We start from the raw sequence: 24,118 nt of genomic DNA, 5'->3' as shown, positions 1-24,118 counted from the left end.
GGAAGTGGAAACCCCACGGTAATAATCTGGTGAATCAGCCAACAGCTTATTCTGGCTTGTGAATCTAAACAAGCCTATGAGTGACGATCGACCATCAATCGAGGAACGATCACAAGGCGGTGAACTTGGTGACTTTGATGAGATCCTCGAGGCTCAAGACTATCCAGTGACATTAGACGAGTTGGTTACAGCGTATGGCAATTATGAGGTCGAATCGTCGAGCGGCACACAATCTATCGAGGAAGTGTTTAGTTCAGTCGACAATAAAACATACAACTCCATAGACGAAGTCCAAAACGACATACTAAATCAGTTAAACCGAGAGGAATAGCAAACCAGTTTCGCAGTGTTTGTTTTGATATAGTATCTGATCACGCCATCCAGATCAGCCGCAAAGAGCTTATCAGCAGTGTCGAATACTTGTGTCTCGTACCAGGTCATAAATGTACTCATGAGTGGGCTAGGACCGTTGTTCGGACTCGTGCTGCCGCTCACGCCCTTTCTGTTTGCAGACACGGCACTCTCGTTGCTCCAAGCCACGATCCTTTCGGTCGCTGTCGCGGTCGGCGTGCTGTTCGCTTTTGGTGTCTGTATGGCGTCGATCTCCCGCCAGCGGTGGTATATCGCTGGCATCCGGATGAGGCTCGCTGGCATTGTCGTTGCGGTCATTAGCATCATTCTGCCTAGTGAATTGAGCAAGGTCAGTTAAGGAACGAGAGTACGTAATCAGTGATATGAATACCGATGAGAACCGTGAATTCGACCCGGAAGCGCCGGAAGAGCGCGAAATCGGACGCGAGATGGTCGATCAAAGTACTGGTCTTGGTTCCGTGATGGCCCACTTTTATCGCGGTGAAATGGATCGAGTAACGACGTGGCGCCAACGGCTCGATGAAACGACGAAGTGGACGGTGACAGTCATTGCGGCCTTACTTGCCTATGGCTTTTCAACGAGTGGCACACCTGCTGTCCTTCTTGCTGGAATCATCGTTACAACAGTTTTTCTTGCGATCGAAGCACGTCGCTATCAAGACTATGATCTCTACCGAGCGCGCATACGCATACTCCAGGAGAACCTCTTCTCGAACGCACTTGATCCATCTCAAGGCGTTGAACATCACGATTGGCGACGAAAACTCACTGATGATCTGCGCGATCCGACGTTGAAAACTCCATATCCAGAGGCCGTCGCTCGACGACTGCGCAGAGTATATCTCCCACTGTTGTTCATCTTACTCGCTGCTTGGTTCTTTCGCATTGTCGCCTTCGCAAAAAATGGAACATGGATCGAAAACGCCGCGATCGGGATCGTACCAGGAACCATCATTCTCGGTCTTGTTGCTGTCTTTTATCTCGGTCTACTGTGGATCACGTTCCGACCGCGTCCCCGGCACGCCAAGGAGGATTTTGACCGGCAGCACGTTGAGCAGGAAAAGTGGAACGACTCGGAATGAGTTCCTCAGTCCTTTTCAACAGGCCACTGATCACTTATCAGTTCAAGCAATTCTGTTGGTGTAAAGCTCTCGTTCTCGCATTGACTAGATTTTTCTTCCAGTTTGCTATACTTTCTGGCTAGGCCCTATACTAAATTTATCTTTTCTCCCACAGAACCGAGAATGGTCATTTAAATCACGCTCTTGCCAGTGATTGTCGCGTTCCGTGTTTCAACAACCGTTCCATTGACTGTATTAACCGCGACAATTGTCACCGTACCAGTTGTCGGCAGCATGAGTGTGACTGACGTCTCGCCACTTTCAACAGGCGTCTTATAGACTGCTTTGCCTGTCGCATCAATCACGTTCAATTGGGTCACTCCGTCACTGGTCGTTGCCTCATCGGTGAGTGTGACTCGTGTATCGACTTTCCCTGCTGCAACTGAATCAGTTGTCGACGCACCTTTGAAAATGGATGAATCAGCAGTACCGAGAGTTACCGTTGGATCGAGTGTTAGACAGCCACTCGTCATCGAGACCATCACGACCAGTATCGTGATCATCACAACGCGGATCCATTGATTCATTACTTCTATGACTTGGTGCCGCATGCTTAGTCCTCACGACTAGCCGGTCCGGCCGTGGCTATCCATTTTCCGTCTATCGATCAGCATTCTTAGGCCCGTTGAGTCTAACAGAGAGACGTAATGAGTCAAACGCAGGGAACTCAATGGGAGTATAAGACGCTGAGACCACCGCGTGGTGAAACCAAAAAAGAAGCCGATGATCCGCAAAAGGAATTGAATGCCTACGGCGAAGATGGGTGGGAACTGAGCGAGACGATCGAATACACGGGTGGCGGCACCAAGTATCTCGTGTTTAAACGACCAGCTGCAGCTGATACCTGCGCCGGTGAGGACGCAGAATCATGAGCGATGAGAGTTCTGACATCAGTACGGCCAATACAATGCGCGAGCGAGCAGGCGAGAGTCGGCTCAAAATCTGGCTCTTGCTCGCCGCGAACCGCCTCCACGTAACGGCCGTCTTAGCGTTTGCAGTCCTGATTGTCTTTGTCATTGCGGTGACCTTCCTGTCTCCACCCTTGCAGCAACAACTTCAATCCGGAGACATGATTGAGACGATGTTCTCGACGATGATTGGGGCCATCATCACTGGCGTGACGCTCGTCGTGACCATCGGTCAACTCGTCATCTCCCAGGAAAACGGCCCGCTCGGCGAGCAACGCGAACGCATGGAGAATTCGATGGACTTCCGTGACTATGCCGAGGAGCTGATCGGTTCACCGAGTCCTGCAGATCCGTCGGCATTCCTCCGAGAACTGATCGATGTGGCCGAGCAGCGAGCCGTCGCCCTTCAAGAGGGTCTGTCCGAAAACGACAATGATCAACTTCAAGAGGAAGTTGACGAGTTCACCGACAGTTTCACTGGAAATTCGGAAGTTGTTCGTGATCAGCTTGATGGCGCCAAATTTGGTACGTTCGACGTGCTCTTTGCCGCACTCAATTTCAATTACTCATGGAAAGTTTTCCAAGTCGAACGACTCATGAATAACTATGAAGAGAGTCTCTCCGAGGAAGAGATCACGCTCTTAACTGATCTGAAAACGGCATTGAGCCTGTTCGGCCCAGCTCGTGAACATATCAAGACCCTCTATTTTGAGTGGGCACTTGTGAGTCTCTCACAAATGATTCTGTATGCAGCGATCCCAGCACTTGTCGTCGCCGGGATTATGCTCACGATTGTTAATGCGACTACGTTTTCAGGGAGTACGCTCGGCGTGACGAATATGGCGTGGACGATCGGTCTGGCGTTCACAATAACGTTAGTACCATTTTTCCTCTTTACATCGTATGTCTTACGAGTTGTCACCGTTGCGAAGAGAACGCTTGCTATCGAACCGTTGATCCTTCGGGATTCACAACGGTAATTCATGCCTTAGCAACCATCGTGAGGTCTATATACTTCAAAATTGGTCGAGTGTCTTCAAGAGGGCGAGTGCGTCACTTGGCACCGTAAATTCAGCAATAACACTCATAGCAACGCAACATCCTGGAAAAGGATAAGAGCAGGGGCACAGCAATTCAGCTGCCAAAGATGTTACTGTTTTCGCGTGGTGTAACCACAACTGCTTAGTGCAACAGGCGGCAGTGAATGTTCGATGCAGAATATCCGTCGACTGAGGGTGGTTAGGCTGTTGTCGTGGTGTTCTTCCACAAACCGTAGCCGCCTTGCTTGGCCTCCTGTTGTTTGGTCATGAACTCCTGGCGCTTGCTAAAGCCGGTGTCTGGCACGCGAGCGTAGCCAATACGGATCAAATCAGTGTTGACCATGAAATTCCCGATGTAGACGTACGCGTGCATGTGACCGTCGTCTGTTGTACCCACCTGTGGATCAGAGACGACTGTCACGACTTGATGATCCAATTGTGAGTTCGTATAGCGAACTGCCTTCTTATGGATCTGGCCGCTGTCAGGGACGCGTACGCCGATCAAATCGACGGTCTGGTTCTTCCCATCATGTTTGATCTTGAGCGTTGTCGGATCGATGACCTTGATAACACGCGCTTGGAAGCGTTTGCTATCCTCAGGGGTCTCAATGTTCGCCGTCGTTGGCTGCCGTAGATACGTCGTCTGCGTCCGTGTCTGCGTCTGGGTTTCTGTGGTCGTCGTGGTCGCAGTAGTCGACTCTCCCACTGCTGTCGTCGTGCTGACGGTCGTAGTCGTCTGGGTCTCCTTGTTCGTGGTGGTCGGCGGTGGAGTCTCGCTACTGCTACCGAATCCGAGACCACCGAGACAGCCTGCACACACGATGAGCAGTATCAGGCTGAACGCGGGGAGCGACCGATGCATACCGGTGGTCGTCACTCTGTTTAGTTCAACGTTGCGGGTACCGAATGATGCGCGATGGCGAGCGAAAGGAAGCGCACCAAACGGTCCGCACCGACCGGCCTCGGCCGCCCGCCCAGCAGCGCCGAATGACCGCCACTGGCGAACGGTGGACAGTCGGCCGACAGAAACCAGAAGGGGTGCCTACCCAGCTGAAACACACCGGAATTCATCTGTTTTTCCACCGGATAGACAGTCAGTCAGAGCGCTCATGATAGTCCCACTGGTGACACACCAGAGTTCCGTTGTAAACAGTGCTCGCTCGACAGTCCCACCGTCGCTAAACCTAACACTCTCCTGTTAATACGCAGAGGACAGTCCACCGGGCTCTGACCTGCTTATCTCTACTGTGCTTGTATTCTTGGACAGTCCAATGTGCTGTCCTGTACTTGGCTTACGGCAGTCCCCTGACTTCCTGTGGACAGTCTGGCAGTGCTGTTCACTGCCACTCACTCGTGCGTTCTATGGAAGACGTCGCTCTCCTGTTGGCACCCCAGTATGGCGCCCATGTGGCACCCCACTTCTGCCGTTACACGGACATTCCGTGAGCACGTGCCGCTGGCACCCCAGTTAGTGCACCAAGATTGGTTGACTGCGTGTCGCTCGTCGGCACCCCACTCCAGTGCGGATACTGGCACCCTACACAGGCGCTCAGTGGTTTCTTCTTCTGTCCCGGCAGGGCAGACTGTCCCCTGTACTCTCGTCTGTTGCTATTCCAAGGGCCTCTCGCCATACTCGTTTGTGCTGGCCGTCATTCCACTTCCGCTGTCGCGGTCGCTGTGCTGTTGCTGTTGCGGTCTTCCCGCTGTGCGGTTTCTTGCTGTCCGGCACACTGCCCGGTGCTCCTCATGGCGGCTTGCCACCAGTGCTGTATCGCTGTTCCTGTTGGCACCACGCTGTTCTCAGCGGATCCGCTGGTCGCACTCCTGGACTGTCCCCCTTTCGTTGTTCGTTTTCTCACGGCTATCCGGCACGGCCCGACTGTCCCATCTCTCGGTGTTCTTCTTCCCCGGCTGTTCTGCATAGTGGACTGTCCCATTCTTCGTGTCCTGGTCGACCTCGAGGATTCGCTCATGGCAGACTGTCCGGGTGCTGTTGCTCCCGGCTGGCTACTCCCTCGCATCACCGCTGCTGGTCGCCTATTGGGGTGCCCTTTTCGCGTATACTGTTCATCATCTGCTCCTGTAGGGTGTTCATTTTCTCGATAGTTTGGGGTGCCATTTTCTCTTCGTATGAGGGGGGTGCCGCCCTGTCGGTCGCCCCCCCTGTATTTCCAGTGTTCCGCCTATGTTTGTTGGTTGGTAGTTCGTTTGGTTCCCTGTCTGTTCTCTATTGCTTACCGATGATTGTCTGTGTAGTCTTTTTCCTTCGGGAAGTCTGAATATAGCTATCCCTTGCGATATTATTATGGCCTTCCGGGGAAAATATGGCTACTATGAGCACCTCTCCAGAACCTGAGACAAGTGACGATGATGCACTGACGTTTGAGGAGATGGCTGAGAATTTAGGCGACCGTCGTCGCGCCCTGCTCAGGGTACTTCAACAATCTGATGGTTCAACGCTTAATACCTCTCGACTTCGGGAGCGTGCTGGCGTTCCAACGGGGAGCATCGGACACCATCTGGAGCTCCTGGAGCGGTGGGGGTTGATCGAGGAAAGCGGGCGGGAGTATGCCGGCCGTGGCTCTCGGGCGAGAGTGTGGGCGTTTACCGACGACGGAGAGACGTTCGTGGAGGAGTATCTCAATAGCGAGGGCGGCCAAACAGCTTCAGTAGACGACTTAGCACGTCGTGTCGATGAATTGGAGCAGCAGAACCAGCACCTGAAAGAGGAACTCCGGGCGCTCACTGCTGCCCTGGAAGATGAGGGTATCCCGGTCGCCGACACGATCGAGGCATTGATTCGAAGTCGGAGAGAGAACGATGAATAACTCGACGCAAACCACCCTTACAGGGAGCCCTAAGACGACCCTCGTCAACGTCCGAAACCATGGTCGCAACGGCGTGACGATGATTGACCGCTCCACGAAGTACGGAAACCCGTTCCGTATGGAGAAGGATGGGGGACAATACACGCGGGAGGGGTGTGTCGAAGCCTATCGGGAGTGGTGGTATGCTAACGAGCAGGCAGAACTACGAGACCAGGCAAAAGAGGAGTTACTCGGCGAGACGCTGGGATGCTGGTGCACGCCAAAAGCGTGCCACGGCGATGTGATCCTTGAATATCTTCGGCAGAACAAGTGAACTGAATCAGGTGTCAAGTGAGTTCAGTCGGTCGAACACATCTGATGCACCGCCTCCGTCCTCGGTGTCGGGATCGGACTCTTCAGTGGGGCTTACTGGTTCTACATCGGCGGCCATATCCAGCGGGATATGGTCGCCATTAGGACGATAGAGGAACAAGTCTGCTGGTGTTTTCGCCTCCTCTTTGACGACGATGATATCCAGCATGTCCGTGTCGTATTCGGGGACGATCGGAGCTTTCACTGACCGATCACCACCCTTCGGGTAGGCGGTCGCGTCCTCAAAGATGGCGTCGGCGCTCTCAAAGCGGGCGTGCTCCGTTCCGTCGTCGTCGCGAAGGAGGTACTCCCCGCTGCTCTCTTCGTATACCCAAACGTTATCGCTGCTTCCGGGGCGAGTTATTGGGTCGCCGTCGATCGTCACGTCGCTGGTGAGCGTGTAGAAGCGCTGTTCTCCATCGACAGGATGGTCTTTGTGACAGCCCTTCGGCTCCTTGAGAAGCGTCGTATGGACACGTCTGGCCGTCTGTTCCCGCGAGACGAGCAGGCATCGCTTCCCTTCGGTGACTGCCTGCATCACATTGCGGACAGTCTGTGAGGGTTGGCTATCACCGGTCGTGTGTTCACTTTCGATGTAGACCTCACGAGCACCAGCCAACCGATTCATCACGGGATGGTGCTTTCGGTAGCGCATAACAGCGTCGGCGATATCTTCGTTATCCGCGTCGTCTGGGATAGCTAATGCGTCATCAACGCTGGCGAGCGCGTCTGGCATATCGCCAGTATCCTGTGCAAGGATATCAACAGTGAAGCCGAGTTGTGTCAGTGGCACGTAGGCGTCGGCCATCGGTGCCCAGTGATCTACGCCACCGTCGTTCTCCGTATCGCCGATGTTCATGAAGCTTCGAGAGAGAACCTTGACCTGGTTTTGCCCGTTTTCTTCGCGATGTTTGAGGTAAGCTTCGGGAATATCTTTGAGGACATGCCGCCATGCTCGTTCGGCGGTCTCAACCCCGCCCCTCGCGGGAAGATAGTCGTTTAGTCGATCGAGACACGCCTCAATTGGAATGAAGTCACCCGGCCGCCCTTGTCGGATGCTCTCGTCGTAGATGGCTTTCAGTGCCGCGTCACGCGCCTGCTCATCATTCGCCGTGTCGAGTGTTTTCGCGCTGGCTTTCCCCGGCGTAACGGCTTCGTTCATCCCGCCAAACTTGAGTTGGCGCATCATCTCGTCGTCCGTGAGCGGCGGGGCAGCAAACCGCTCCAGACTTTCAGTGATAATCTCCTCCGCTTCGTCTTCGTCCCGAATATTTGGATACGGTGCGAAGGTCTTGAGCTTGAGCGCTCCAGAGAAGCGTGTGCCACCGTCAAGCGGAATACGGGACCATATTCGATGGTTTTCGAGTTCGGTGAAGTCCTCGATATCACAGTCACTCAAACGCCGTGTGAGCGGCCGAGCGTCTTCGTCGTCCAGCACGCGGAAGAACACACCCGTGTTACAGTTGTTCTTGACTGGTTTGAGCACGCCTGACTCTTTGAGCTGCGTCGGGTACTGACACGCCAACGTCACTGAGAGGCGCATTGAGCGGGCGCGTGCCAGCATGTCATCGACGTCAAGATTTTTGTGGAGGACGCGATCGGCTTCGTCAAGGATGGCGAAGTAGGGCGTCTTCTCGGCTCCTTCGATCGAGCGGTTTTGAATCGCGTTCCACAGCGGTCGCAGCGTGCCCAGCGTCACGAGTTGCTTGATATCATCGTCAGAGACGGCCGTCCGAACGATCACGATCTTCTCGTCATCAAGGATGTCCCGAAAGTCGATCGTACTCGCACGACAGCCTGCGATCCGGCGGGTGACGGGACTCTCGACCCACGGTTTCAGCCGCGTAATCACGGGTCGCACAGCGTCGTCATCCATTTCGGCGATTTCGGAGACGAACTCGCCGACCCACGGATCATCGATTTCCTCGGCGAAGTCCTCGCGCCGCTGGGCGTTCAGGAGGACGAAGTACATATCGAGCACACAGTACTGCTCGTCTGGGTCCTCGATTTCGTGATTCGCCTGCATCATCGCCCGTGCCATCGACTCCACGATGGCGTTCATCCGCGGTCCCCAGTAGTCGTCACCTGAGAGAACGGCCTTGAGCACCTGAATACGGTCGGTGATGTGCTGTTCAAGCTCCATCTCGCTCTCACAGTCCGGCACTTCGAGGAAGTTGATCCCGATACTCCGATCGTGGTCGTCGTCACCCGGCTCGATCCAGATTATGTCGTCATGCCGATACTCGGGAAGTTTCTGGAGGAGTTCTTTGCTGTCCTCGGCCTTGGGGTCGAAGTAGATGAACCCGTAGCCTGCCCAGGCGAGTTGCACCATCCAATTCAGCATCTCAGTTGTCTTCCCGGCACCAGTAGTCCCAACAACCCAGAGATGCTGAAAGAGCTGATTGAACTCGACAGGGGCTGGATCGAAGCCTTGCTGGGCGCTGTCGTTGTACCCAAGCCATAGTGGCATGTCTGGATGATCACGGGCACGTTCGAGCAATTCGCGGATATCTGGGCCTGCCACTGGCCCCTGCTCTTCGGTTTCAGTGATCGTTTCGGTCATGCCATCCGCCGCATACTCCGCGCCTGTTTTCGTGAACCCGTACGGTTCGTTCGTGATCGTCGTCGGAACGGAAGCGCTCTCTTCGACTTTACCCTCCGCTGATTTATCCGTAGAATCGTCTTCTCCACGACCGAAGAGCCGGTTAAGCATCTTTCTCCCCCGTGATGTACCCGCTGTGCTCGTGGGACCCGACTGGTACCTCTTCACCGCGTTTGGTCTGGCGGCGGTCGAGCTGGGCGATCGAGATATCCGCTGGTGGTAGGTGGACGATTGGAGCGATCTCTAGCGACGTGAGCAGCATCTTCTCACCCGACCACTCACGGCGGGCCATCGTCTCCGCCAATGCGTTCGGCGAACTACTCGGCTCGACGATGAACGCCTGCTCGGTCTTTGAGTTGTAGTAGCTCGCGAAGGAGGCACCGACCGCCTCGGCATGGTGCTTGACTGCTTCCTTGTCGTCACCGACCGAGAGATGGCGAATCATCACATCAAACGCCTTCTCTTTCGCGCGTCGATCGAGGACGTTCCCGATCTCCGTTGCATCGGCCGTCTCTTTTTCGCGCTTGGTTTCGGCGAGGTCGTGAATCGTGTAGACGCCGTTCAAATGATAGTAAAGTTCGGTGAGGTTCGTCGTGAGAAGGTTCCCCGTTTGCCAATTTCGTGTTGTTGGTCGAAACATGACTTGGATGACGCTCCGAATCGGCTCTCGACCAGTTGCACCGCCTGCTTTCACCGCATCATCCACGATATCGCCGAGAACGGTCTCGTATGGGTCGTCTTCGCGGAAGCCTTCGAGGTCACGGCGGCGAATCGGCCACCATCGGTGCTTACGGAGCGTCCATTCACCACCGGCGACGTAATCCCCCTCATCGATGTGTATGAGGTCGGCTTCTTCCCGCCGAACGTCCGAATCAGGATACTTGTGCCGGAGTCGAGTCAGGAACCAGTGAAAATCGTCGCTACACGGGAGATACCGGAAGCTGATCTGTTCGCCATCGTAGATGATCTCTGCTGCACGGGGCACGCTTCGTTTGCCACTCAGGTCAGAGTGAGAGGGATGGACTGATTCGAACCACTCGATCGCGGTGTCTATCCCGCCGTCGTCTTTGAACGGCCGAACACGAATGAGCTCATCACTGGCTTGGTTGTTGGACGCTGCACCGAGTTGTGCAGCACGGTACTCGGCTGACCGACTAAAGCGGCTCATCGGCCCGCCCCCGGAATGAGTTTCGAGGCTCCGATCAGCACACCGATGATCGCCATATACGACGCAACGATGTCACCGAGCAATGCGTTGAGTTCCGATGCCGAGTAGCCCAGGAACGCCGGCACGAGACTGTTCGTGAAGAAGACCGCGAACATCCGCTCAGCGAGGAACGTTGAGAACTGCTGGATGAGTGGGATACTCGCGAGTGTCTGAAACGCGGTCACTACGATCTCGACAGCCTGGAACAGGAGGCTCATTCCTGCTCACCTCCGTCAGCCGCCATTACCGAACGGTGCGCCTCTGTCTCACTGTCCAACTCATCACTGGAGTGCTGCTTATCATCGAAACGGTCGCCAAGTTGGCGCTCTAAGTACTCGTGCCAGTTGCCGTGGTCACTCGGTTCGTAATCGACGATCGAGAACTCGACCGGATTAACATCCATACTCATCTCAACCCGCTGCGGGTAGCACTCCCGTGTTCCATCCTCGTCCACGGCGAGCAACATTTCCGAATAGCCACGGTCCTTATCGCCCGGCAGGGCGCTGTTGACGAAATTCGCTTCCTCGGTGTTGAGCCCGATTTCACTCCCGAACTCGGGCGTCATATCGTCCAAGTGGTGGAAGCACATCATCGAGGAGTTGTTAAAGATGACTTCTGCCTGCGATTTGAGCGCACTCGTCCCCTCGTCGTCCTTCGCGTAGAACTCGCTGATCGACTGTGTACTGAACAACAGCGAGAGATTGTAATGCCGGGAGTGGCGAACGACCTGCTCAAGGAACGTCAGGTTGTCCGCGTGCTTGGTGAGATACTGCGCTTCGTCAATCAGGATCATCGTCGGGTCGTCGCTTTCCTTCGCCATCTCGTAGACTGACGTCAGGAGCAGCCCGAGCATCAGCCCTGTCTCACCTTTCCCCTCCTTGAGTTGCAGGTCAAGGTAGAAACTCCCGCCATCGGCGTTCAAGTCGAAGCCGGTTTCCTTCGTAAAGTGGCGATAGCGCGTCCGGAACGCTTCAATATCCTCTGAGAGAACCCGCTCGGCAGCTTGGCGCGTTCGCATCGGGACGTCCGTCTCGCTCAAATCAGCGTCGAGGAGGTCGCCCATCTGGTGAATGTCCGGGTTGTCGCCCACTCCGGCGATATGAGCGATTTCCTGAATCGCATCGCGAAGCGTCGGCGATTCGTTGCCGTGCGTGCTCGGGTCCTTCGTGATCCCCTTCTCGTTGTAGGCACGCCGTCCGGCTTTCTCCCAGACGTTCTTTTTCTCTGCTTCCAGTTCTCGCCCTTCGAGGTCGTAGAACGTCTCCACGAAACTGATGAAGCGTTCCATCGCTTCGCTGAACGGCGTGGTTCGCCCGACGACCGATAACTTCTCCTCGGGCGTCTCTTTGATCTCTAATGGATTGAGGCCCGTCTCTCCGCCCACAACGATCTGCTCGGCATCGAAGAGCTTCGACGGGCCTGCAAGCCCTTCCAGTGGGTCGATGAGCACGACGTTCATCTCGGGATTTCTCTCTTTGAGTTGCGTCAAGATTTTCTTCGACGTGGTGGACTTGCCGCTCCCGATTTTGCCGAACACCATCATATTGTAGCCCATCCCCCGAAGGTACGGATCAACAATCGTGGGTTCGTCCCGATCATGATGGATACCAACCTCGATTCCCGACGGCTCGTAGATGTTGTTCGACGTGTAGGGCATCTGCTTTGCCAGTGCACGCCCAAGCATCGGTGTGGCCTTGTTCATCGCATCATAGACGAGTGGCGCGGCCGAGTGAGCCATCTCTTCTTGCTGGAAGTGGGCAGGAACGACTTCACACCGAGCGGGTTGCTCTTTGAATCGTTGTTTCATCGTCTTCGCCGCATCCAGCAGCTGCTCTTCAGAACTGGCACGAAGGCTCACGTACGTTGATGTCATGAACAGCCCCGACCCTGAGTCGGTCAGCGCATCTTCGATGTCCGAGGCGGCCTGCCACTTGCGATAGGCCGATTCGGCTCCCCAGTGCCCTTCCTGCTCTTTCTTCTCGTAGTCGCTTTTGTGTTTGATCTTGTTCTTCTGGGACTGTTGCCGAGCGTCGGATTTTGAGACCCCAAGCGCGTGCGTTGAGAGTGTAATATGCACGCCGGGTGTGTTCAGCACGTCGCGAAACATGCCGATATCAGGATTTTCCGGCCAGTTCTCGACCCACATTCCAAGGACGTAGGTCTCTTCGTCCAGGACGAGATAGCGCTGATCATCATACCGCACCGACTCGGGAGCGAGAAATGACCGATAGTTCTCGGCGAGCGGGTCGCTGTCCTTCGCTTGTACATCGACCTCGTAATCTGCGTCTACATCGGCGTCCGCACCCACAACCGGAGAGTCATGGATCAATGCCCGAATCGTCCCATCGGGAATTGTCGCAGCGTTATCTGCTCTGTAAAAGGAGCGAAGCAACCGCGAGAACTCGACAAGCGAAATGGGCGTCCCAGTGATCCCATCGACGCTTCCGAGTGCCTGAACGACGCTGTCAACCCGCTTGTTCAGGCGAGCAGTCAAGTCAGTGCGAAGCTTCTCGAGGTCATCGCCGTAGTTGTTCATCCGACGAGCCTTGATCTGGTCGCCGATCAGCGGGAGGTTGGTCGCACTCCCGAAGAGTCCAGCCGCGTCATCCCACGATTCGGAGAGTTCGACCGGCATGACCTTCACGAGAATGTAGTGCTCGCGAACGAGCACACTCTCGTGGTCATCGTCGATGATCTCCACTCGTTCATCGAGCAGGCGACGTTGCAGGCGGTTCATCCCCGTGAGATCCTTTTCGTCGGGCCGTTCAGCCGCCATCTCGTGATAATCCTCGCGATAGCTCTGTTTATCGAGCGAGCGAAGCGTGCTGTACTGCTCGATCTCGAAATCAACGGTTGTTGAGAGGGCTTCATCCAGCTGCTTGATGCGATCCTCCCACTGGGACGCCGTTTTCGTACTCATGTTCGCTGGATCGACGCGGATTGCGGCAACGACCGATCGGTCTGCCAATTCAATGGCGTTGTGTGCCGGAAGTGGTCGATTCACGGGGATCCAGTCTTGCGTGGATTGGCCGGATTCACTCGTCACGAATCGACGGACGAGAGGGATTGTTCGGAAGAGTTTCTGCGCAGTCGGATGCTCATTTGCGGGTTGGGCGTTCTGACTCATTGGCTTGAATGGCGGGGTGTTGGTTTACAGGCGATACTGTGGAGTTAGCGGCGTTTGTGACGAGAATGGAGCTTCACCGATTGCCGGGTGAGCCATTTCGTCCGTTGAGCGACGAACTCGCCTACTGTGAGGTACTCTGGTTCAACAGCGAGCACAATCCCTGCACTCGCTAGCGCAGCGAGCGTGAGGAGAATACCCGCGATCTGGAGCCGTTTCGGGAGAAACGGCGTCAGAACCAGTATCCCGAGTGCCGGGTAGATGGCACGAACGAGTTCGTTCATGTCCCAACGGCCGAAAACATCCCGTCCGCTGGCCATTTGATCGAGGACTTCTGCTCCGGTTGAATCTAACATGAGTGGGCTGTCTGTGTGGTGAATCACCGCAGCACAGTGCCGTCAGCAAACGACACTGCTTGACTGCGAGTGGGAGGACAGGCCCCGTCCTCCGTGGGTGCACGACAATTCAGAGTCTCAGTCATCGTCTGAACTCGCTCTGTTCGATTCTGCTGTGTAATCCCAATCTCGGCTGTTCGCACGTCGCTTCCGCATGCCTTCCTTTCCGCCATCGGTCCGAACAGCTCGAAATCCGTCTTGCTTACTCTGGACCCACTGCTTAGCGGATTCCGTGCGCTCACTAGCGCGTTGGCGGATGTTTCGGAGCTGGTGCTCACGGGACTGGATCCACGTGGTCGCTGATTCTTTGCGCTCTTTGGCACGTTCGTAGGATCTTTCCATTCCCTCCTTCGAGGGGCGACTCTCGTTCGCTGCCCTGCTCATTTTCCCTGCATAGCGCCGCGTCGCGATCGACGTCCAGCCGAGGATCGCGACCGACAAGATCGCGCCACCGAGGAAGCCCGTTCCGACGAGTACGTCTCCAAGCGGACCGAATCCGAAATCGAAGTCGATAATCAACCCGAGTCGGAGGAGGAAGGCCGCCGGAAAGACGAGGATCAGGAGCGTGAGGTAGTGCCACGCCAATCGCGCGAAGAATCCACGCATCCACTCAGCCGGTGCCGTGAGCGCCATGATCACCAGGATTGGCATGCACACTTGATAGAGGATAATCAACGCGTGGCGCGTGCCGAACATGAGTGCCAAGGCAAAGACCTCAGAGAGGCTCGCCCCCTGTGTCAAGAGGATTGTGAGGACACCTCCAGAGGCGACTTTGGCCAACCCATTCAGCGTGGTGACCATCTCCGCACCGCTCGGTGCGAGCGTAGTCGCAAAGGCATTGTTCAGCCGGGCGATCGCCGTCCCGAGTTGCCACCAGAGGCCGATGAACATCCCGCCAGCAGTCGTTTTGACAAGCAAGTCACCACCATCGAGATTCCGTCCGATACCGGGCATCGTGACCTTGATCCCTGACAGCCAGTGATTCAATACCAGCAGTATCATCGACGTTGACCCGACGTATGGAACGTACAACTTCCAGAAGACATCGTTCCAATTGGGATTCTGGTTCTCCACTGGGTAGCCAAGGATACCGAGATAGCCGTCGTTCGTCGGGTATGGTGTCCCGACGATGAAGCCGGTGAAGGCGTTGATGAAGTCTTTGAATGCCGTGGTAAATTGGTCGACCAGCCACGTGCCAGCCAGATAATTCGCAAAGATCTTCGCGGTCTCTTTCGGACCCGGAATATCTGGCATCAAGCCGAATCCACCACCACCCGACGAGCCACTGCCCGGCGCATGTGAGCCGTTGGCTGGCGTCGTTGTCGTCGAATTATTGGACGTGGATCCGTTAGGCGATGTGACCTGGAGCATCGGGTGTGACGAGTGAGGGGCGGCGGCGAGCGCCGGAGTAATCAGCAGTGGCACGAGAAGGGCCGCGGTAAAACTGACAACCAACACTCGTCGGGTGTTGGCGTGCATGCGTTCCTCCTTAGACCGCTGGGATGCAACTGGTATCGACCGGGAAGGCCATCCAGCCCATCATGATGCCAAGCAATGAGAGGCCGACAAGCGCGCTGATGAATCCCTTGTGCCCTCTCATCTGCATCTGTTTGAACGTGCCCTGCTTCCCGCTCGACATCGTCAATGCTTGGCCACCACCCCCGATGAGCTGGCTGAGCGCATAGGCACCCACGAGGAATGTCCCACCAGCAGTGAGGAAGAACGGGAGTGCCTGCCCAATGAATTCGGATTGACCACATACATTCACGCTCCCACTCGACTGAGCGGCCGCACGGCCAACAACAAGCCCCGACGTGAGGGCGACACTGTATGCCTTCGGAATCGCCTTCGCGACTGTCTCATCCTTGATTCCAACCGCTCGTCCGACACGCACAGCCACCGTGTCCACTAGTTCAATGCCTGCATCAACAGTGCCTGCTACTGTCTGTGAAACGTATTCTCCAGGTGCTGTTTCTGACGTATCTCTGCTGCTCTGTTCGCGGTTTCTTGAGGGAACCATATTACATCCTACTGAACAACAGAGAGAAACAAATAGTTTACGGACAGTAGTCTACAGAGCTTACTTGACTGACCGTAAACTCGGTAGGTCAATTACAAATAATATTTACGTATGATAAGCTACGATATGCAACTGATGGTACGACTAAAGGATGTGGACAAGCAATTACTCGACCTTTTTCACGAGGGAGATCGAACGCAATCATATCTGGTCGATGAAACAGGTTACACACGCCAGTATATCCATCAACGATTAGAAGTGCTGGAAGCAGCAGGCTATATCGAAAACATCCACGCCAAATCAGCACTGTACCACCTCATCACCGACCCACGCGAAAACACCACGAACGACCAAGAGACAGACTCATGACCTCACTCAAAACCACACTCATCAATGCGATCAAGCACAGTCGAAAAGTGCGCTTCTGGGGCGCAATTCTCGTCGCTCTCGTCGTTTGCTATGCGTTTGGGATCGAGGGAATAGGGTCGTTCCTCATCATCCTTGGTACGGCCGCCATCGCAAACTGGAGGGCGTGACGATGGGAACTCTCGGCAAAGGTGCATCTGCACTTCTGTTTGCAGTTGGAGCACCGTTCATCGTTTTCGGTCTCTCCTTCATTGGGTTCTGGTACTACCTTTCGATGTACCTTCCCGACGGATGGGCAAAACCAGTAGCGTTTCTTGTTTCGCTCATCTGCGTCGTGGGTGTCCTCCGAGAGATCAGAAAAATCTGATCGCGGGATCAAATCGGCTTCCCATCTACCGTGATATTCTCCATCACGTCGCCCGACCCACGAAAGAGCATGCTCTCCGTTCCCTGCCAGCCGGGCGTTTGAACCTTCAGATTCCGAACAGTGACGTTGCTCGCAGCATCATCGACAACGAGTGCCTTCATCGGCGTATCATGGATTGTTATTGAAACATTCTCGATCATCGCTTTCTGAATGGCGTGCTGGACAGTGATGCTCCAGCCAGTCGGCTTCTTCTGGATGATCTGTGTATTCTTGATCGTGCAAGAGCCGTCATCTAACCGGATCGGGCGCTGCTCGTAGTAGAATTCCTCCCCGAACGACTCATCGATAATGACTTTGCAACCGATGATCTTCGAATTCTTTCCCCCAATTCGGATGTTTGACGCCTGTGAATTCCCCGAAATGCAGTTGATGACCTCGACAGTGCCGTCACCCGACCCGGGTTGGCCGCCAATACAGTAGATCCCGTTGTCGGGCCACCCACCACAGATCACGTGTTCTAAGCGGAGCTTCCCCTGTGTGCGTGGATGCATCGTAATTCCCGACGTCGCCCACGACCGACCAGCGTATGGGCCACCATCGTATGTATCGCGCGTGTTGATCGTCTTCTGGTACGTAAGGCCTCCGTGCCGAATGTTCTGAATCACCGATTTCCCGGCCGTGTGATGATTCAGAATCTGCATCCCTTCGTTCTTCCCACGCCAATCAGCCGTGAACCCACCAAACACGAAGGAACCCTTGTGTGGCGTGTCAGGCACCCCGATTTTGAAATGCTGAGCTGGCCCATGATACTCTCCCTCGGTCACGTCGAACCCCTCAATCGCGTCCACACGGCCGTGCGTGAGGACGGCATTTTGCCCAACAATGCCGAGATTGCGGAGTCCAACATGACGATGGCTCGTATTCAGCTTATATCGACCAGGTGGGAAGTAGACGAGCGTATCGTCGTCAATTACCTGCTCAAGAACATCATCGATCGCTTGCTTTCCAGTGTTATCTGCGCCTTTGTTTGCGATGTTGACCCGGTGTTTGAATTGGTCAGCGTATTTGGTTGGATCGAGTCCTGACGGCATGCCACCTGTTGAATTCGTGCTATTGGTGCCGCTCGATCCATCATCAACTGCACCAATACCGCTGCCGTAGACACACCCGGAGAGTGCAGCAAGGCCGAGGCTGGCGGTTGTCGCCAGAAACGCCCGTCTACTGCGCGATCTGCGGCCATCTTTATCAGAGGTTGGAGTCGATGTCATAGGGGACCACTCGTGTTTCGGTGCAGGCGGCGTTTCTAGAATTAGTTATTACCTCCTTCAAGATAAGTTTTTTGAGAGTTACTAATAATAGTTAAGTTGGTTTCTTATAAGATACCAATCTTATGTGTTTGCGTTGTATACAGCGCACACCTCTTGGCAGCCGGTGAGGGTGTCAACAGAGCCACTACTAGGAACGGTCGAAGAGCGGCGGAAAGGTAAGAAGAGGACAACACGCAATCAGATCGAACGACGCGCTAGCGAGTCGTACCGGGAATGAAAGTCCAGACTTTTTCTGTCGCGACGTACTCGCCATCCTGTTCCTCGATGTACCCCTCGGCAAGGGCCTCGGTTATCGCGTCGTCGAGATCTCCGTCAAAGCGGCTATGCTGACTTGCGATCACACCAATATGGGGGCGGTCAATTGTCGCACGGTTTTGCCCGCCCGTGTTATGCTCGATAATTCGGGCGATGATTGCAGCATTCTCACTCATACCGAGTGGTTGTGCGCGAACGGGTTAAATCGGTGGGCGATAGTAGTTAGCAGCTCATACTAACCAAAGAGCAACTGGTTGCAAACTCAGACTCTCGATTTCCTCAATCTCCGCTGTGATCGTAGAGGGCACGATTATGACTCATGTTGCGCATCTTTTGCTCCGCGAACGGTTGCCTCGACCGCCTCGATACCAGCCTCATGAAGGACATCACCGACGATGACTGTGTCAGCGACACTTGCCATCTCATAGGCCGAATCGTAGTCGTGAATCCCGCCACCATAGAAGAGCCGTGCTGACGAAAGGACATCTCGTGCCGCAGCGACAACAGCTGGATCGCCGAGGGTGCCGGAATACTCGAGGTAGATAATCTCCTGGCCAAGGATCTGTTCGGCAAGTTCCGCATAGGCAACAACGTCATCGACATCCAAGTCACAGTTGGCCTGCGTGTACGTCGCCACTGACGATGCTGAATTCAGAACAATATAGGCTTCTGGGTGGACGTAGTCCCACTCGAGATCGGAGGAGCGAGCCCATTCGTGGTGCGCTCCTGTGATCCACAGTGGGTCATCGGCATTCAAGACGATCGGAACCAGGTAGCCAACGAGTCCCTCACGATGGAATTGAGTTGGGCAATAGGTCGGCTCGACGAAGATCGGGATCTCAGCCGGAGTAAGTGTAGCAAGAAGCGATTGAACACTAGACTCGGTGACGTTCGTGGTGCCACCGAGAATGAGTGCATCTGTTCCTGTCTCAGCGATTGCTGTGTAGGTATCCCCGTCGGGGAGTGTTTTGTCTGGGTCGATCTTCGTGACGTGATCCCACTCTGCCCACGCAGCCGCCATAGCTTACCGTAGTCCCATCACGTGCAAACCGCTTTCTCTCTGGTTGTATCGAACTACAGGTCTCCGTGCTTTGAGTACGTCACTTTCACTCCGGGGATGGCTCACCCCTATTATTATGCTGGTTCGTCTATTGACTATGAATCACAAGCTCGTCCCGTTTGGGCGCGACAAACTGTTTAAGGAGCTGTCCGAGGAAATCGCCGAACTCCGCGAGACATCGCAAGAGGATGCCGAACTAATGGCAAGCAAAGTTCTGAGCCGTGCGTACAGTCACACGAAATTAGTCGGTCTCTCTATCGATGGTAAGCGAGCACTCTACCATTGGGATACGTTGAATCCGCCCGCGTTTGCGTCGTTAGCTCCGTTTGACGAACGAGAAGTGGACAGCAAGAATGCAGTTATCGTGTGGCGACATACCGACGAAGATCAGTCGGACGACTTCGAGGCATGGCTTGAACCGCGCCTTGATGGCTTAGACTGGATTCACCCGGACTATTTGTCCGTAGAATAGCGATTGTACGTTTACTCTAAATCGAAGCCATAAACGAGTTCTAAAAGTCGCACTACAGTCCGCTCTCCACGTGCAATATCCGACTGGAGATCGATTGGGTCAAAGTTCGCAAATATCCACCGCCGAATATCGTGGACGGCCTCGTTACGCTGATTACGCGTTTGCCCAATCTCACCTTTGAGTCCGTCATCAATAAATCCGCCACGGTGGAGATAATCTAAGCACTGCCCTGTAGACATTGGTTGGCCTCTTTTGTCGCTTAATATCTTTTCTTTCATCGCATCTGTCGTGGCATCATCGCTGATTACTTTCCTAATGACTGCCTGACGGAGGAGGTACTCCTGAGCTTGGCCAATAAACGCAAAAAACAGATGAATATCGTCTTTCTGTTCCCCATCCCATTCAACTACTGGTGCATTATCAACCTCTTCTATTCGGTCTCTTGCTTGATCAGATAGATGCAACAGTTCAGCAAGGATTTTGTCCGTGAAAAGAGCAGCACCGGGTGTTTGGTCATTAGTCAGTGAACTCCTTGCCTCACTGATGTCCTCAACACTAGGATTCTCCGGTAACTCTGCTTCCATCTCCTCATCACCTGGGAGAGAATCGATTGGATCAAAATTCTCAACGATAGGTCGAAGGAAATCCGACATAGGCAATTTTACTGAAACTCACTACTTAACAACCATGTTTCAAGAACTCACCCGCTTGTTACTTCATGGGATAGCAACTAAGTCGAGAACATTGAGGGGCACGCTTGTTAGCGTCGATTTTCAATATTATACTACTAGGGATCTACATTGATAACGTCAAATTTTTCGAGTAAACGACTGCTTCTACCATCCGAAATTTCTAACCAAAAGTAACGACCACCCTCAGCAACAGATCTATTTGGAAAGACCTCAATTGTAATTGGAAATTCATACTCTGTTACATTGTCGCATTTGAGTACGTTGGTTCTTGGATTATAATCATGTTCGCTGCGGGGAATTGCTCTAAGCTCAGCGTTAATATCTTCGGATGAGTCGATATTTAGTACAAATTGATCAGAAAAGCGGGAAAGTAGTACATTACCATGGAGCAAAACCTCCCCGTTTTGAATTAATGCGATATCCCGGCGTTCTCCCATTTTATCGGGTTGGCGGTTTCCATCCACAAGATGTGAGGGGGTAGTATCTACTGAAACTCCAAATGGTTTCCCTTCCCAATATTTGTAAATCACTGAAAGAGAAAATATGGTGACAGCTCCTCCTCCAAGAAAGAACCTAATCCAAACAGGCGAAAAGAATCCATTTACTCCAAAGAGAATTGTTGAGACAGTGATAGCAGCATAAGAAATGTTCGTTCCACGATAATAATCGACAAAATTCTGAAAGCTTTGTGTGAGCGAGTGCCATCGTGAGAGATCGCCCATCGACATATTGAGTTTTACGCGTCTGCAAGAACTTCCCGTTCAAAGATCTGAATGATGTATTCTCGGCCGTATTCCCAATCTGAGTTGATTTGAAGATCCCCACCTTGATATCGAACCATTATCGAATGTTCCTCAACATTGAATCCGACTTCCGCTTTTTCAATGGCAAAGTTGCCAATCACCTCCTCCCGAGGAACACCCTCAACTTCATCATATGGAACTTCTTGGCCCTCATCAAGAATATCGATTTCCAGTATCCTATCTGCGTGTTCGAGGAATGACCACAATGCATCCTCAGGAGCATGGAGATTTCGGTAGATGATGAACTCTTGTGGAATAGCTTCAGTAAGGCTCTGAACAACGCTATCTAGCGATCTAACGTCTGTATCTAGTTCTAAAATGAATAGTTGTGAACCAGATCGATATTCAAAATCAACATCAATTTCTCGTCCAGAAGTGTATTCAGATGGCTCATCGTACAAAAAGGATCCCCGAATAATCTGTTGATCTGAGAATGGATAATCCTCAACGAGTGGTTCAACACCTTCAAAGATAAGCGACTGAATAGACAATTGAGCTCCTGAGGAGATCTCAATACGTTCCGCTAAGGAGGGTCCAACAGTATCAGCTCGGCGGAGATTAGACACGGCCATCCTAGCTCACACTTGTATTTTGAACTCCATATATCATAGCATTTGGGTCGAACTTAGGACTTATTCAGTAAAGTCGTCAAATCCGGATTGGTAATCAGAATAGTTCTCAGAGCTACCCTTTTGACGGTATTCCTCGATAACACTATCAATAGAGAATGTAACCTCTACTCCTTGCCGCTTACACTCCTCATAGATGTCGGTGAGAAACTCGAGAGGGGGAAGTCGGTACTCATCATCGAGGCCTTTCCAAGACTCATAGAGACTAGTGAATTCTCTAAGAAATGCTATTGAAATCGCCATTCGTTCAATATCAGAAGAGCCATGGATGGCGTGATCGGCTTTAACGTGTACCCGCCCATCGTTGGAAACACGTGCTCTAACAAACTTGTCCGATAAGCCAAATACGCCCTCAAGTGCTACAAAGGCCTTCTGTTGAAGAACATTAATTAAGACTAAAGCCGATTTCGTAATGTCTGTAGAATCATCGACCTTACTACGTTGTCCAAGCAAATCCGGTTCACTTCCACGGATTTCAGCGTCAGTTAGCATATTAATCGAAAGGTTTCCAGGGAGCCCTTCACTATTTTTTTCTTTTGCAAATAACCATAAGAGGAAATCTGGATCAAATTCAATTTCATTCATTGAAAGATATTCATCAAGAGTTAGAGAAAGAAGTTCGCCAGCAGTCTCAGCTTTTGTCTTGTCTGCCCTGATGAAAAGATAGTCAGGAAACGCCCAATAAACATCAAATGATGAACGCTCCCGAATAGTGGGCACTTGTTCAGTGGTCCCATCGCGAATTGTTTCACGAAGTTCCCATTTCTCTTCAAGATGTCTAAGCGCATGAACATCCCCTAACAAGTCCTTTATCTGGCGACCAATTTCAGGATCGTCAGATACAAAATCGGCAAACGGAAGAACACGATAACCACGTCCAGGCCGTTCAATTGATCCCTTAGAAAAATCTGTTAGATCCTCTTCGATAACCTGATCAAAGTCAAAATTCGCATCAAGAACATTGGTAGTATAGAGACCATTGAAAACTAGCAGCCCATCATACGAAAAGGCCTCTAATTGCTCAGAGCTCATTATAATGTATAAAGTTACACCTATCCAATAAGAGCTTTTGGTCTTAAATCAGATACGGTCAAATCAACTTCTACGAGGAATCATGGAGATATTTCCGTTTAAAACCGGCGAGCCGATTGCAACATTCTTGAACGGCAAAACCCTGAGGTTCAGGCAATAAGTGACTTAAGCGGGATATCCTCGATTCAAATGCGTGTCAATAGCTATGAATTGATCGCGGTCAGTAGATAGCAAAGCCGCTTGAGTAGACCGCAGACGAACGACGTCCGGTTTTCGACGATTACCCCCGTGTGCGGCAGGAATAGATTTTGCGCTTCCCCGAGGGGTCGCGGCCCGGCCGAACTCACTTTCGCTTACGAGCTTAGGGAGTAGAAAACCGAGTTGATGTCGAGTAGCGAGTGTAAATCTACTGTTTAATATCAAATTCAAGTGTATCCATACACTCGGTTGCATCCTCGTATTCACTTTGCAGGATAGTAAACCGATGCTGATCGGTGATTTCACCGTTCGGGCGAGGTGAGTGCTGGCGCAACAATCCTTCGTGGCGGCCACCATACTTCTCGACGTATTTTTCGATCATTCGGCGGGACGGTTCGTTACGAGCACTACAGGTAGTATAGTACGCGTCTAGATCGTACTGTTCGAACGTCAATTCAATAAACGCAGACGCTCGCTCAACGCCATATTCTCGCCCCCAATACTGTTTCGCTATCACGATACCTGATCCTGCCCGTCGTTCTTTCCATTCCGGACCATAGGCTGTCAGGCCAACCAGCTCTCCCCCTTCGTCTTTCGACCGCAGAAGGTATCGAGCAGTATCCCGGTCAGCCCATTCCTGTTCAGCTTTATCTATGAACCCGGCAACGTGGTCGAGGTGTTTGAACCGAAACCACGGCATATGCTCGGTTGAATCCTTCTGCCACCCGTCTCGACTAACAAGATCATATAACTCAAACGGATCCACCAGTTCGTGACTAACTCGTTCAAAGAGCAGCCGTCGTGTCTCGATTCGTTCAGGGAAGAGTTGGTGTACCATTACAATTCCAGCTATCCGTTGAATACACGAGATAGAAAGCTCATTGGTAGCGTTCAAGTATGCCGAAGAACTTATGTATTTTTATGTGTTAGTATGAATTGAGTTTCTAA

The 24,118-nt window shown here is 53.0% G+C and carries 29 protein-coding genes; 11 read left to right on the top strand and 18 right to left on the bottom strand.

The genetic code is table 11. The annotated features are described in order from the left end of the window. Positions 1-76: 76 nt before the first annotated feature. The 3 genes from LIW51_RS38155 to LIW51_RS38145 all read left to right on the top strand — a co-directional run bounded on the left by LIW51_RS38155 (position 77) and on the right by LIW51_RS38145 (position 1,454). Positions 77-331, top strand: a complete 255-nt coding sequence (locus tag LIW51_RS38155) for a DUF5789 family protein (RefSeq protein ID WP_227380892.1) — start codon at positions 77-79, stop codon at positions 329-331. Positions 332-451: 120 nt separating this feature from the next. Further along, entirely contained in the window at positions 452-709 is a 258-nt protein-coding gene (locus tag LIW51_RS38150; protein ID WP_227380891.1) for a VIT1/CCC1 transporter family protein, read from the top strand. Between the two features lie 25 nt (positions 710-734). Continuing rightward, positions 735-1,454, top strand: coding sequence for a DUF2270 domain-containing protein (locus LIW51_RS38145; protein WP_227380890.1), 720 nt, complete (start codon positions 735-737; stop codon positions 1,452-1,454). 170 nt (positions 1,455-1,624) lie between these two features. Here LIW51_RS38145 and LIW51_RS38140 read toward each other — a convergent pair whose 3' ends face one another. After that, positions 1,625-2,044 (bottom strand): hypothetical protein, encoded by a 420-nt coding sequence (locus tag LIW51_RS38140; protein WP_227380889.1) that lies wholly within the window; start codon positions 2,042-2,044, stop codon positions 1,625-1,627. Between the two features lie 96 nt (positions 2,045-2,140). Between LIW51_RS38140 and sp36 the strand changes: the two genes are divergently transcribed. Beyond that, positions 2,141-2,365 (top strand): Sp36 family protein, encoded by a 225-nt coding sequence (gene sp36, locus LIW51_RS38135; RefSeq protein ID WP_227380888.1) that lies wholly within the window; start codon positions 2,141-2,143, stop codon positions 2,363-2,365. Beyond that, on the top strand, positions 2,362-3,381 hold the full coding sequence (locus tag LIW51_RS38130) for a DUF7972 family membrane protein (RefSeq protein WP_227380010.1): 1,020 nt from the start codon (positions 2,362-2,364) through the stop codon (positions 3,379-3,381). The genes sp36 and LIW51_RS38130 overlap by 4 nt, the downstream gene beginning before the upstream one ends. Positions 3,382-3,640: 259 nt before the next feature. Here the strand turns inward: LIW51_RS38130 and LIW51_RS38125 are convergent, their stop codons facing one another. Together LIW51_RS38125 and LIW51_RS38120 are read right to left on the bottom strand one after the other, a co-directional pair. Continuing rightward, a complete protein-coding gene (locus LIW51_RS38125; RefSeq protein WP_227380887.1) occupies positions 3,641-4,303 on the bottom strand; it encodes a thermonuclease family protein in 663 nt (220 codons plus the stop codon). A gap of 787 nt (positions 4,304-5,090) precedes the next feature. Beyond that, on the bottom strand, positions 5,091-5,231 hold the full coding sequence (locus LIW51_RS38120) for a hypothetical protein (RefSeq protein ID WP_227380886.1): 141 nt from the start codon (positions 5,229-5,231) through the stop codon (positions 5,091-5,093). Positions 5,232-5,774: 543 nt separating this feature from the next. Here LIW51_RS38120 and LIW51_RS38115 point away from each other — a divergent pair. Beyond that, the gene (locus LIW51_RS38115; RefSeq protein WP_227380885.1) at positions 5,775-6,269 is read left to right on the top strand and encodes a helix-turn-helix domain-containing protein; all 495 of its coding nucleotides are present in this window, start codon (positions 5,775-5,777) and stop codon (positions 6,267-6,269) included. Beyond that, positions 6,262-6,582 (top strand): DUF4326 domain-containing protein, encoded by a 321-nt coding sequence (locus tag LIW51_RS38110; protein WP_227380884.1) that lies wholly within the window; start codon positions 6,262-6,264, stop codon positions 6,580-6,582. Before LIW51_RS38115 ends, LIW51_RS38110 begins: the two co-directional genes overlap by 8 nt. A 6-nt stretch (positions 6,583-6,588) precedes the next feature. Here LIW51_RS38110 and LIW51_RS38105 read toward each other — a convergent pair whose 3' ends face one another. The 7 genes from LIW51_RS38105 to LIW51_RS38075 all read right to left on the bottom strand — a co-directional run bounded on the left by LIW51_RS38105 (position 6,589) and on the right by LIW51_RS38075 (position 15,848). Further along, positions 6,589-9,333, bottom strand: a complete 2,745-nt coding sequence (locus LIW51_RS38105; RefSeq protein WP_227380883.1) for a type IV secretory system conjugative DNA transfer family protein — start codon at positions 9,331-9,333, stop codon at positions 6,589-6,591. Beyond that, the gene (locus LIW51_RS38100; RefSeq protein WP_227380882.1) at positions 9,326-10,390 is read right to left on the bottom strand and encodes a DUF8128 domain-containing protein; all 1,065 of its coding nucleotides are present in this window, start codon (positions 10,388-10,390) and stop codon (positions 9,326-9,328) included. Before LIW51_RS38100 ends, LIW51_RS38105 begins: the two co-directional genes overlap by 8 nt. After that, the gene (locus tag LIW51_RS38095) at positions 10,387-10,647 is read right to left on the bottom strand and encodes a hypothetical protein (RefSeq protein WP_227380881.1); all 261 of its coding nucleotides are present in this window, start codon (positions 10,645-10,647) and stop codon (positions 10,387-10,389) included. Before LIW51_RS38095 ends, LIW51_RS38100 begins: the two co-directional genes overlap by 4 nt. Beyond that, positions 10,644-13,556, bottom strand: coding sequence for a VirB4 family type IV secretion system protein (locus LIW51_RS38090; protein WP_227380880.1), 2,913 nt, complete (start codon positions 13,554-13,556; stop codon positions 10,644-10,646). Before LIW51_RS38090 ends, LIW51_RS38095 begins: the two co-directional genes overlap by 4 nt. A 44-nt stretch (positions 13,557-13,600) precedes the next feature. After that, entirely contained in the window at positions 13,601-13,873 is a 273-nt protein-coding gene (locus LIW51_RS38085) for a PrgI-related protein (protein WP_497007430.1), read from the bottom strand. A 153-nt stretch (positions 13,874-14,026) separates the two neighbouring features. Next, a complete protein-coding gene (locus tag LIW51_RS38080; RefSeq protein WP_227380878.1) occupies positions 14,027-15,427 on the bottom strand; it encodes a TrbL/VirB6 family protein in 1,401 nt (466 codons plus the stop codon). A 10-nt stretch (positions 15,428-15,437) separates the two neighbouring features. Next, on the bottom strand, positions 15,438-15,848 hold the full coding sequence (locus LIW51_RS38075; protein ID WP_227380877.1) for a hypothetical protein: 411 nt from the start codon (positions 15,846-15,848) through the stop codon (positions 15,438-15,440). 255 nt (positions 15,849-16,103) lie between these two features. Between LIW51_RS38075 and LIW51_RS38070 the strand changes: the two genes are divergently transcribed. The 3 genes from LIW51_RS38070 to LIW51_RS38060 are packed head-to-tail and all read left to right on the top strand — an operon-like array spanning position 16,104 to position 16,701. After that, a complete protein-coding gene (locus LIW51_RS38070; protein WP_227380876.1) occupies positions 16,104-16,337 on the top strand; it encodes a MarR family transcriptional regulator in 234 nt (77 codons plus the stop codon). After that, positions 16,334-16,504: a hypothetical protein gene (locus tag LIW51_RS38065; RefSeq protein WP_227380875.1), complete on the top strand. Its 171-nt coding sequence runs from the start codon at positions 16,334-16,336 to the stop codon at positions 16,502-16,504. The genes LIW51_RS38070 and LIW51_RS38065 overlap by 4 nt, the downstream gene beginning before the upstream one ends. A gap of 2 nt (positions 16,505-16,506) precedes the next feature. After that, positions 16,507-16,701, top strand: a complete 195-nt coding sequence (locus tag LIW51_RS38060) for a hypothetical protein (protein ID WP_227380874.1) — start codon at positions 16,507-16,509, stop codon at positions 16,699-16,701. Between the two features lie 8 nt (positions 16,702-16,709). On the opposite strand, the gene LIW51_RS38055 is transcribed toward LIW51_RS38060, so the two are convergent. From LIW51_RS38055 to LIW51_RS38045, 3 genes are all read right to left on the bottom strand, one after another. Further along, positions 16,710-17,969, bottom strand: a complete 1,260-nt coding sequence (locus LIW51_RS38055; RefSeq protein WP_227380873.1) for a hypothetical protein — start codon at positions 17,967-17,969, stop codon at positions 16,710-16,712. Positions 17,970-18,223: 254 nt separating this feature from the next. Next, on the bottom strand, positions 18,224-18,460 hold the full coding sequence (locus LIW51_RS38050) for a hypothetical protein (protein ID WP_227380872.1): 237 nt from the start codon (positions 18,458-18,460) through the stop codon (positions 18,224-18,226). 134 nt (positions 18,461-18,594) lie between these two features. Next, a complete protein-coding gene (locus LIW51_RS38045; protein ID WP_227380871.1) occupies positions 18,595-19,305 on the bottom strand; it encodes a phosphoglycerol geranylgeranyltransferase in 711 nt (236 codons plus the stop codon). A 136-nt stretch (positions 19,306-19,441) separates the two neighbouring features. Between LIW51_RS38045 and LIW51_RS38040 the strand changes: the two genes are divergently transcribed. Continuing rightward, complete coding sequence (locus tag LIW51_RS38040; RefSeq protein ID WP_227380870.1) at positions 19,442-19,816, top strand: hypothetical protein; 375 nt, start codon at positions 19,442-19,444, stop codon at positions 19,814-19,816. 11 nt (positions 19,817-19,827) lie between these two features. On the opposite strand, the gene LIW51_RS38035 is transcribed toward LIW51_RS38040, so the two are convergent. The 5 genes from LIW51_RS38035 to LIW51_RS38015 all read right to left on the bottom strand — a co-directional run bounded on the left by LIW51_RS38035 (position 19,828) and on the right by LIW51_RS38015 (position 24,008). After that, the gene (locus LIW51_RS38035) at positions 19,828-20,469 is read right to left on the bottom strand and encodes a hypothetical protein (RefSeq protein WP_227380869.1); all 642 of its coding nucleotides are present in this window, start codon (positions 20,467-20,469) and stop codon (positions 19,828-19,830) included. A gap of 134 nt (positions 20,470-20,603) precedes the next feature. Beyond that, positions 20,604-21,230, bottom strand: a complete 627-nt coding sequence (locus tag LIW51_RS38030; protein ID WP_227380868.1) for a hypothetical protein — start codon at positions 21,228-21,230, stop codon at positions 20,604-20,606. A gap of 14 nt (positions 21,231-21,244) precedes the next feature. Then, positions 21,245-21,877, bottom strand: coding sequence for a hypothetical protein (locus tag LIW51_RS38025; protein ID WP_227380867.1), 633 nt, complete (start codon positions 21,875-21,877; stop codon positions 21,245-21,247). Positions 21,878-21,943: 66 nt separating this feature from the next. Next, entirely contained in the window at positions 21,944-22,972 is a 1,029-nt protein-coding gene (locus tag LIW51_RS38020) for a hypothetical protein (RefSeq protein ID WP_227380866.1), read from the bottom strand. 406 nt (positions 22,973-23,378) lie between these two features. After that, positions 23,379-24,008: a GNAT family N-acetyltransferase gene (locus tag LIW51_RS38015; RefSeq protein ID WP_227380865.1), complete on the bottom strand. Its 630-nt coding sequence runs from the start codon at positions 24,006-24,008 to the stop codon at positions 23,379-23,381. Between the last annotated feature and the right edge of the window lie 110 nt (positions 24,009-24,118).

The organism is Haladaptatus halobius, assembly GCF_020618475.1.
GTDB classification, from domain to species: Archaea; Halobacteriota; Halobacteria; order Halobacteriales; family Haladaptataceae; genus Haladaptatus; species Haladaptatus halobius.
Note: the sequence above shows the minus strand (reverse complement) of the source record. Positions and strands in the feature narration are given on the sequence as shown.